The 8,756-nt window shown below is 79.2% G+C and carries 11 protein-coding genes; 5 read left to right on the plus strand and 6 right to left on the minus strand.

Annotation, left to right across the window (positions count from 1 at the left end):
• Positions 1-54: 54 nt before the first annotated feature.
• From AB8M62_RS15855 to AB8M62_RS15865, 3 genes are all read left to right on the plus strand, one after another.
• Positions 55-1,131, plus strand: a complete 1,077-nt coding sequence (locus AB8M62_RS15855) for an endonuclease/exonuclease/phosphatase family protein (RefSeq protein WP_369070173.1) — start codon at positions 55-57, stop codon at positions 1,129-1,131.
• 329 nt (positions 1,132-1,460) lie between these two features.
• Positions 1,461-1,895: a phage holin family protein gene (locus AB8M62_RS15860; RefSeq protein WP_369052673.1), complete on the plus strand. Its 435-nt coding sequence runs from the start codon at positions 1,461-1,463 to the stop codon at positions 1,893-1,895.
• A gap of 26 nt (positions 1,896-1,921) precedes the next feature.
• A complete protein-coding gene (locus AB8M62_RS15865; protein WP_369052671.1) occupies positions 1,922-2,836 on the plus strand; it encodes an alpha/beta fold hydrolase in 915 nt (304 codons plus the stop codon).
• A gap of 12 nt (positions 2,837-2,848) precedes the next feature.
• Here AB8M62_RS15865 and AB8M62_RS15870 read toward each other — a convergent pair whose 3' ends face one another.
• Genes AB8M62_RS15870 through nth form a run of 3 tightly spaced genes read right to left on the minus strand, consistent with a single transcriptional unit; the run spans position 2,849 to position 5,525 of the window.
• Positions 2,849-4,051 carry a MarP family serine protease gene (locus AB8M62_RS15870; protein ID WP_369052669.1) on the minus strand — a complete coding sequence of 401 codons (1,203 nt, stop codon included), beginning with the start codon at positions 4,049-4,051 and terminating at the stop codon, positions 2,849-2,851.
• Entirely contained in the window at positions 4,048-4,782 is a 735-nt protein-coding gene (locus AB8M62_RS15875) for an NUDIX hydrolase (RefSeq protein WP_369052668.1), read from the minus strand. Before AB8M62_RS15875 ends, AB8M62_RS15870 begins: the two co-directional genes overlap by 4 nt.
• A complete protein-coding gene (gene nth, locus AB8M62_RS15880; protein ID WP_369052667.1) occupies positions 4,779-5,525 on the minus strand; it encodes an endonuclease III in 747 nt (248 codons plus the stop codon). The genes AB8M62_RS15875 and nth overlap by 4 nt, the downstream gene beginning before the upstream one ends.
• 84 nt (positions 5,526-5,609) lie before the next feature.
• Here nth and AB8M62_RS15885 point away from each other — a divergent pair, with 84 nt between their 5' ends.
• Both AB8M62_RS15885 and AB8M62_RS15890 read left to right on the plus strand, forming a co-directional pair.
• Entirely contained in the window at positions 5,610-6,359 is a 750-nt protein-coding gene (locus AB8M62_RS15885) for a hypothetical protein (protein ID WP_369070174.1), read from the plus strand.
• A 165-nt stretch (positions 6,360-6,524) separates the two neighbouring features.
• The gene (locus tag AB8M62_RS15890; RefSeq protein WP_369052664.1) at positions 6,525-7,247 is read left to right on the plus strand and encodes a Crp/Fnr family transcriptional regulator; all 723 of its coding nucleotides are present in this window, start codon (positions 6,525-6,527) and stop codon (positions 7,245-7,247) included.
• 10 nt (positions 7,248-7,257) lie between these two features.
• Here the strand turns inward: AB8M62_RS15890 and AB8M62_RS15895 are convergent, their stop codons facing one another.
• From AB8M62_RS15895 to sp36, 3 genes are read right to left on the minus strand one after another with little or no spacing between them, the layout of a single operon-like run.
• Complete coding sequence (locus AB8M62_RS15895) at positions 7,258-8,043, minus strand: MBL fold metallo-hydrolase (protein WP_369070175.1); 786 nt, start codon at positions 8,041-8,043, stop codon at positions 7,258-7,260.
• On the minus strand, positions 8,030-8,503 hold the full coding sequence (locus tag AB8M62_RS15900) for a RidA family protein (RefSeq protein ID WP_369070176.1): 474 nt from the start codon (positions 8,501-8,503) through the stop codon (positions 8,030-8,032). Before AB8M62_RS15900 ends, AB8M62_RS15895 begins: the two co-directional genes overlap by 14 nt.
• A gap of 2 nt (positions 8,504-8,505) precedes the next feature.
• A complete protein-coding gene (gene sp36, locus AB8M62_RS15905; RefSeq protein ID WP_369052658.1) occupies positions 8,506-8,661 on the minus strand; it encodes a Sp36 family protein in 156 nt (51 codons plus the stop codon).
• Positions 8,662-8,756 lie beyond the last annotated feature (95 nt).

Consider the following 8,756-nt stretch of genomic DNA (forward strand, 5'->3'; position numbering starts at 1 on the left):
GCCCGTGCGCGGGGCGGCCACCCGCCGCGACCCGCGCTGCGGCACGGTGGTCGCGTGCAGGAGGGGACGGCCGGCCGGCGCCCGCGCGCCGGGGCGGCGCTCGTCGTGGGGACGGCGGTGTCTGCGGCCGTGGGGGCGGCCGTCGTCGCCGCCCCGCACTGGTGGGGCCTGGGCGGCACCCGCCCGTTCGCGTGGGCGGTGTCCTTCCGCCTGCCCCTCGGGCTGGGACTGGCGGGCCTGGCCGGGCTGGCCGGGCTCGTCGGGCTGAGCGGTCCGCGCGGCGGGTTCCGCCGGCAGCTCGCCGCCCCGGTCGCGGCGGTGCTCGGGGTCGCCGCGGCCGGGTCGCTGGGCGTCACGCTGACCCGCGGCCTGTCCGCCGGGTCCCTGCCGCCCGCCGGCCCGGCGGACGTCACCGTCGTGGCCGCCAACGTCCGGTTCGCCTCCGCCGACCGGGACGCCGTCGCGGACCTCGTCGTGAGGCACGGCGCGGACGCGCTGTCCCTGCCCGAGGCGGACCTGGCCTACGCGCGCGACGTCGCCGCCCGCGTGGCCGCGGCGGGCGGACCGCGGATGCAGGTGCTCTTCCGCACCGACCGCGGTGACGGGCGCGACCGCTTCGGCACCGCCCTGCTGGTCACCGACCGGTGGGGGCCCTACCGCGACACCGGCGAGCTGGACGACGGCTTCAAGGCCGTCGTGACGGCCGCGCCCGTCGCGGGCGAGGGGCCCGTGCTGGCCGCCGCCCACACCGCGGCCCCCGTCAGCGCCCTGCTGGAGGCCTGGCGCGCGGAGGTCGCCGCCGTCGCGGACTGGTGCGGAGCGACACCGGACGCGCTCGTGGCCGGCGACCTCAACGCCACGCTCGACCACCCCGGCCTGGCCGGCGCGGACGGTTGCGTCGACGCGGGTCGCGCCACCGGCACGGGCGCGCGCGGCACCTGGCCGCAGCGGGTGCCCGCCGCGCTGGGCGCGGGCATCGACCACGTCCTCGGCCACGCCGCCTCGTGGGAGCCGGCGGGGACGGTCGTGGCGGACCTGCCGGGCAGCGACCACCGCGCGGTGGTGGCCCGCTGGCGCCCGGTCGCCGCACCGGGGACGGCGTCACCCGGTGACCACGAGGGGACCCGCTGACACCCCCGGACGGGGGACTTGACCCCCGGCCCACTCACAGGTTCGTCGGTTCTGCCGCGCGCGCGGCCGCGGGCCCCTACCGTCGTTCCTGGTCGGCCACGTCCCCCTGATCATGGACGACCGGGCGTCGCCGTCGGTCCCCCCGCCGACGGCGGCGCGACCCCGCCCCACCCCCTCCTCGCGCGCCGCCGATGCCGGCCCTCGCGTGTCGCGGGACCTGCCGCTGCAGCGGACCCCGCGGACGCCTAGGGTTCTCCTCGCCGCGCGAGACCGCGACCGGCCCGGCTGAGCGCCCCGCCGCTGACCGCGGCGGTGCGGAGGAGGAAGTGATGGCGACCCTGCAGGACCGACCCACCCCGGCAGTCCCGGAGCGCACGATCGGCCAGCTCGTCGCCGACGCCACCCAGGACGTCTCCGCCCTCGTCCGCTACGAGATCGCCCTGGCCAAGGCCGAGGTCACCGCCGACGTCAAGAACGCCGGCCTGGGCGCGGGCCTGTTCGCCGTCGCGGGCGTCTTCGGCTTCGTCGCCTTCGTCTTCCTCGGCATCACCGTCGCCTACGCCCTGCACGAGGGCGCCGGCTGGCCGCTGTGGTTGTCCTACCTCGTCGTCGCCGTCGCCCTGCTGGCCGTCGCGGGCCTCGCCGGCGCGATCGGCTTCGGGCGCGTGCGCAAGGTCCGCCCGCCCGAGCGCACCATCCGCAGCACCAAGGAGACCATCGCCGCGGTCAAGGCCGGCGTCAGCGGCGCGGCCAGCACCCGCTGACCGCGCTCACCGCCGGCCCGGCGCCCGTGGCCCGCGCCGCCACCGACGTCTCCGCCGTCCTCGTCGAGGGGCCGTGGCGGCACCGGCTGGTCGCCGCCCACGGCGCGCGCTTCCACGTCGCCGAGCTGGGCAGCGGCCCGCTCGTGCTGCTGCTGCACGACTTCCCGCAGTTCTGGTGGGCCTGGCGCGCCCAGCTGGAGGGGCTGGCGGCGGCCGGCTACCGCGCCGTCGCCATGGACCTGCGCGGCTACGGGGCCAGCGACAAGCCGCCCCGCGGGTACGACACCCCGACGTCCGCGGCCGACGTGGCCGCCCTCGTGCGGTCCCTCGGGGAGCGCGAGGCCGTCGTCGTCGGCCACGGCGTCTCCGGGCGCACCGCGTGGGCGCTGCCGTCGCTGCACCCGGCCGAGGCGCGCGCCGTGGTGACGGTCGGCGCCGCGCACCCCCTGCTGTCGCGCTCGGTGCTGCGCGAGCGCGTCTCGCGCACCGGCGCCGGGGTGACCGGGGCGGCGCTGCGCCGCCAGGTGCCCGTCCTGCCCGAGCGCTCCCTGCTGCGCGGCGACGGCGTCGAGCAGGTGCTGCGCTCGCGCTCGGGACCCGGCTGGCCCACCGCGGAGGACGTGCGCCGCTACACCGAGGCCGTGCGCGTGCCGTTCGTGGCGCACTCGGCGCTGGAGCAGCACCGCTGGGCCGTGCGCTCGGCCGTGCGCGCCGACGGCCGCCGCTTCGCCGCCGCGCTGCGCCCCGGCACGGACGTGCCCGTGCTGCAGGTGCGCGGGCAGCTGGACCCCACCGTCGGGCGCGCCGCCCTGGACGCCGCCGCCCGCTACGCGCACGGCCCGCACCTGGTCGTCGAGGTGCCCGGCGCCGGGCACTACGTGCCCGAGGAGGCCCCGGAGCGGATGACCGCCGTCCTGACCTCCTGGCTGGCCCGCCTGTAGAGCGTCGTCCGCTCAGGCTGCCGCGCACGCCCCCGTGGGCACCGCCGACGTCCCGGCCGCGGCGAGCGCGGCGTCCATCTCCACCAGGGTCAGCGCGTACCCGGTGAACCGGTCGTCCAGCGAGCGGGCGAACACGACGCCGGCGACCTCGCCGTCCTCGGTCAGCAGCGGCCCGCCGGAGTTGCCCGGCTCGACCGTCGCGTACACCGAGTACACCTCGCGGGAGACGACCGCGGCGTCGTAGATGTCGCGGCCCTGCGCCTGCAGCACCTGCCGCACGCGGGCCGTGGCCAGCGTGTACGGCCCGTCCAGCGGGAAGCCCGCGACGATCGCCGCGTCCCCGGGCTCCAGGCGATCGCGGCGCGGCAGCGGGTCCGCGTCCAGGTCCGGCACCTCCAGCACGGCGAGGTCGCGCTGGGCGTCGAAGGCGACGACGGTCGCCGGGTACTGCCGCCCCACGCCCTGCGGCTGCACGAGCGGGGCGCTGACACCGGCGACGACGTGCGCGTTGGTCACCACGCGCACCGCGCCGTCGCCGCGCTCGGCGACGAACCCGCTGCCCTCCAGGCCGCGCTGGCAGGAGGCCGCCACGCCGGTGACCTTGACGATCCCCGGCTGGGCGGCGCGCAGGCCCTCCGTCTGCGGCACGGTGCTGGCGGGCGGGTCCACCGAGCGGATCGGCTCGGGCGCCAGGCCGTCGAAGACGCGGGGGAACCCGCTGGCCTGGGCCGCGGACCAGAACTGCGTGAGCACCGAGGCGGTGCGCGCGGGCACCACCCGGTCGACGGCCGCGACGACCCGCGAGCCCGTCACGGCGGACACCACCCCCGGCAGGGGAGCGGTGCGGGCCGCGCCCGCGACCACCCACAGCACCAGCAGGGTCGCGAGCACGCTCGCCGCGGCGCCCAGCAGCGCGTCCACGGCGCGCGCCGGCGCCCACGAGACGGCCCGGCGCAGCCGCAGCCCGACGACGCCGAGGACGAGGCGGCCCACGAGCGCCAGCGCCAGCGTGCCCACGACCACCACGAGGGTGCGCTGGGCGCCCGGCGCCCAGTCGGCCACCACCCCCGGCAGCACGAGGACACCGGCGGCCGCGCCGCCCAGCAGCCCGGCGAGGCTGAACAGCCCGACGAGCAGGCCCTCCCGGTAGCCGGCGACCAGCTGGGCCAGCAGCAGCAGCACGAGGAGGACGTCCAGCACGAGGGAGGGCGTCACCCGCTCACCCGCCCGCCGCGCTCATCGGCCCAGCGCAGCGCCTCGTCCAGGGTCAGCTCCGGCGTGCCGGGGGCCTCGGGGACGTCCAGGGCGCCCAGGGCGAGCACCCGCACGAGCACCTCGGCGGTGAACCCCCACACCAGCAGCCCCCGCACCGCGAACGCCGGCCCGGTGTACCCGCCGGGCCCGCGCAGGCGCCGCCGGGCGCCGGGCGCGTGCAGCTCGGCCAGCGGCACCCGCTCCACCCGCGACACCTCCGCGGGGTCGCGCACGCCCACCGGGCCGGGCGCGCGCCAGTGCGCGACGACGGGGGTGACCGCGTGCCGCGAGTGCGACAGCAGCAGCGCCGGGACCTGGCCGACCACGTCGACGCCCGCGGGGTCCAGCCCAGTCTCCTCGGCGGCCTCGCGCAGCGCCGTGGCGGCCGGGTCGGCGTCGCCCGGGTCGGCGCGCCCGCCGGGGAAGGCGACCTGGCCGGAGTGCTGGCGCAGCGTCCCGGCGCGCTCGGTGAGCAGGACCTCCGGGCCGGCCGGGCCGTCGGCGAAGAGCACGAGCACGGCGGCGTCCCGCGCGTCCGCGCCGTCGTCGAGGCGGTGCTCGGGCCAGCCGACGTCCTCGGCGCGCAGCCCGGGCAGCGCGGCGGCCAGCGGGCGCAGCCAGACCGGCAGGCCCGCGTCCGGGACGGCCGCGGGCCGCGACGGCGGGTGCGGGGCGCGGCCGGTCGCGCTCACGCGGGGACCGCCGCGCCGGGGCCTCCGGGCGCGTCCGGACCCTTGACGAGCCGCGCGGCGCGCGCGGGGTCCGTCTCGCCCACGCCGTACGAGGGGCACAGCCGGGCCACCGGGCACGCCCCGCACGCGGGCCGACGGCTGTGGCAGGTGCGCCGCCCGTGGAAGATCATCCGGTGGTTGAACATCGTCCAGTCGCGGCGGGGGATCAGCCCGGCGAGGTCGGTCTCCACCTTCACCGGGTCCTCGTGGACGGTGAACCCCAGCCGGCGCGAGAGCCGGCCCACGTGCGTGTCCACCGTCAGCCCCGGCACGCCGAACGCGTCGCCCAGGACGACGTTGGCGGTCTTGCGGCCCACCCCGGGCAGGGCGACGAGGTCCTCCAGCCGCCCCGGCACCTGCCCGCCGTGCCGCTCGACGAGCTGCGCCGACAGCCGCAGCAGGGCGTCGGCCTTGGCGCGGAAGAACCCGGTGGGCTGCACGAGCGCCTCCAGCTCCGCGCGGTCCGCGCCGGCCAGGTCGGCCGCCGAGGGGTAGCGCGCGAACAGCGCCGGGGTGACCTCGTTGACCCGCTTGTCGGTGCACTGCGCGGACAGGACCGTCGCCACCAGCAGCTGCAGGGGAGTGGTGAAGTCCAGCTCGCAGTGCGCGTCGGGGTAGCGCTCGGTGAGGAGGCGGTGCACCTTGCGGGCCCGCCGCGTCCGCGCGAGGGGTGTCTCCGCGCGCAGCAGGGCCGGTGCGTCCACGCGCCGAGGGTACGTCGGGACGCGGCGGACCCCGCCGCCCGGCCGGTGGCGGGGCGTGGCCGCCCGCGCGGGCGGGTGAGGCGCGTGGACCGGGAGGGTGAGGCGGCCGCCCGCGCGGTCAAGGCGGGCGGTCCCGGCGACGACGTGGACCCTGTGGAACACCCCGGACCCGCCGTCCCCGGCGATGACGCGCCCGCCCTCGAGGTGGCGGCCGCGCCGGACGCCCCGCTGGTGACCCCGCTGGTGCTCCCGCCGGCGGCGCCGCTGGACGTCCCGGCGGCCCCGCGGGAGCCGCAGCGCGCCACGTCCACCGCGTCCACCGCGTCCACCGCGTCCACCGGGCCCGCCGAGCCGGCCGGGCGCACGAGCGGCGGCGTCGGGGCGGCGCGCCGGGCCGTGCGCGTCGCCCGCGCCGAGCTCGACGCGCTGCCGCTGCCGCTGCTGCGCCGGCGCCGCGACCTGCTCACCGACGAGGTGCGCCGGGTGGGCCACTGGGCCCGGCTGGTGCGCGCGCGCCGGGACCTGCTCGTCGCGGGCGTCGTGGAGCTGGAGGACCTGCGCGTGCCCGTGGAGGCGGCCGCCGCGGGCGGTCCCGTCGAGCGGTGGCTGGCCGCCCGCGGCGGGCCGCTGGCCGACCCCGGCGCGGGCCTGCGCGCCCTGGCCGGGGTGCGCCCGGCCGAGGCCGACGGGCGCAGCAGCGAGGAGCTCGCGCAGGTCTCGCGCACGCTGCGGCTGCTGGAGGACTACGGCGCCGCCCTGGAGGAGGAGCTGGCCGTCGTCGCGCAGGCCCTGGGCGCCCGCCCGCTGCCCGTGCGCCGCCCGAGCGCCGGCTGACCCCTCACACCGGCCCGCCCGCGGAGGCCCGGGACCCACCGCCGGGGGACGGCCCGCGCGCAGCGGCGAGCCCGATCGTGAGACGTGCGGCACACTGGCAGCGCGTCGAGACCACCGGCCACGCACGGGCGTGGCGGCCCGGCGCCGGCACGGAGGGGAGCACGGGTGAGCCAGGGCCAGGGGGACGCGGCGGTCGACGCGGGCGGGGACGCGCTCAGCGACGTCGTGCGCCGGGCGCCGCTGTTCGCCGCGCTGGACGAGCCGGCCGCGGTGGAGCTGCTGCGCTCCATGGAGCCGGTGCACCTCGAGCGCGGTGAGCAGGTGTTCGCCGAGGGCGACCCGGGCGACCGCGTCTACGTCGTGCGCGCGGGCAAGATCAAGCTGGTGCGCCGCTGGCCGGACGGCCGGGAGAACCTGCTCGCCGTCCTGGGGCCGGGCGAGATGTTCGGCGAGCTGTCCCTGTTCGACCCGGGCCCGCGCACCAGCTCGGCGCGCGCCGTGTCCGAGTCCGACCTCGTGGCCCTCAACCACGAGGAGATGATGGCCTGGCTGCAGCGGCGCCCCGAGGTCGCCAAGCACCTGCTGCAGGCCCTCGCCCAGCGGCTGCGTCGCACCAACGTGGCGCTGGCCGACCTCGTCTTCACCGACGTGCCCGGCCGCGTCGCCAAGGCGCTGCTGGACCTGTCGCGCCGCTTCGGGCGGCCCATCGCCGACGGCCTGCTCGTGGCGCACGACCTGACGCAGGAGGAGCTGGCGCAGCTGGTCGGCGCCTCGCGCGAGACGGTGAACAAGGCGCTGGCCGACTTCGCCTCGCGCGGCTGGCTGCGCCTGGAGGCCCGCGCCGTCGTCCTGCACGACGTCGACCGCCTGGCCCGCCGCGCCCGCTGACCCCCCGGGGTCAGGCCGGCAGGTGCAGGCCGAGGTGGCGCAGCTGCGCCTCGACGGACCAGCGCGCGGCGCGGGCCAGCGGCTCCGGCAGCGGCCCGTGCACCGCCAGGACGACCGCCGCGACGCTGCCCGCGCCCGCGTCGACCGCGGCGCGCACCTGCTCCAGCCGCTGCAGCCGGTGGTCCAGCTGCTCGCGCACGACCGCCCGCCCGTCGCGGCGGGCCGGGCCGTGACCGGGCAGCAGGACCTCCGCGTCCGGCTCGGCGGCCAGCCGCCCCAGCGAGCGCAGGTGGTCGCCCAGGTCGCCGTCGGGGCCGACGACGGTGCTGCCGCGGCCCAGGACGACGTCCCCGGACAGCAGCGCCCGGTCCGCGGGCACGAGCACCGACAGCGAGTCGGCGGTGTGGCCGGGGGTGCGCAGGAACCGCAGGACCAGCCCGCCGACCTCGCGCTCCTCGCCGTCGGCCACGTCGTCCCGGCGCACGACCCCGGCCCCCGGGCAGGCGGCCAGCAGCAGCGGCAGGGCGCCGGTGTGGTCGGCGTGGTGGTGGGTGAGCACGACGAGCGCGCACCGCAGGCCCCGTCCGGCCAGCCGGGCCAGGACGGCGTCGCGGTGCGCGGCGGCCGACGGGCCGTCCTGACCGGGGTCCACGACGACGGCGTCGCGGGCCCCCGGCTCGGCGAGCACCCAGGTGTTGGTCCCGTCCAGCGTCAGCGGGCCGGGGTTGTCCTGCAGGACGCGGGTGGCCCGGTCGGTGACCGGGCCACCGCGCCCGGGCGCCTCAGGAGCGGACACGCACCGTGATCTCGACCTCGACGGGCGCGTCGAGGGGCAGCACCGCGACCCCCACGGCGCTGCGGGCGTGCCGGCCCGCCTCGCCGAACACCTGCTGCAGCAGCTCGCTGGCGCCGTTGACGACGCCGGGCTGGCCGGTGAACGCGGGGTCGCTGGCCACGAAGCCCGTCACCTTCACGACGCGCTCGATCGCGTCGAGGCCGCCGGCGACGCTCGCGGCGGCGGCCAGGGCGTTCAGCGCGCAGGTGCGGGCCAGCTCGGCGGCCGTGCCGGGGTCGACGGTGCCGTCGCCCTGGCCGACCTTGCCGGTGACGGGCAACTGCCCGCCGCTCACCGGCAGCTGCCCGGAGGTGTGCACGAGGTGGCCCTCGCGCACCGCCGGCACGTACGCGGCCAGCGGCGCGACGACCTCGGGCAGCTGCAGGCCGAGCTCGGCCAGCCGCTCGCTCGGGGAGGTCACCCTCAGCCCTTGGGGCGCTTGAGGTAGGCGACGAGGCCGTTGCCGTCCGGGCCCGTCACGACCTGCACGAGCTCCCAGCCGTCGGACCCCCACTGGTCCAGGATCTGCTTGGTCGCGTGGACGATGAGGGGGACGGTCGCGTACTCCCAGGTGGTCATGGCGGCCACCGTAGTGGGGGGCCCGCGGGCCGGGCCCGCGCGCCCACCGCGGCGCGGATCCCCGTCGGGTCCGCACCCCCCCGCACGCTGGAGGC

The organism is Kineococcus terrestris (assembly GCF_041020755.1).
GTDB lineage: Bacteria > Actinomycetota > Actinomycetes > Actinomycetales > Kineococcaceae > Kineococcus > Kineococcus terrestris.

What these genes read in the sequence shown, in the direction of transcription:
- AB8M62_RS15860 (WP_369052673.1), top strand. Translation starts at nt 1,461, where the DNA reads ATGGCGACCCTGCAGGACCGACCCACCCCGGCAGTCCCGGAGCGCACG.
- sp36 (WP_369052658.1), bottom strand. Translation starts at nt 8,661, where the DNA reads ATGACCACCTGGGAGTACGCGACCGTCCCCCTCATCGTCCACGCGACC.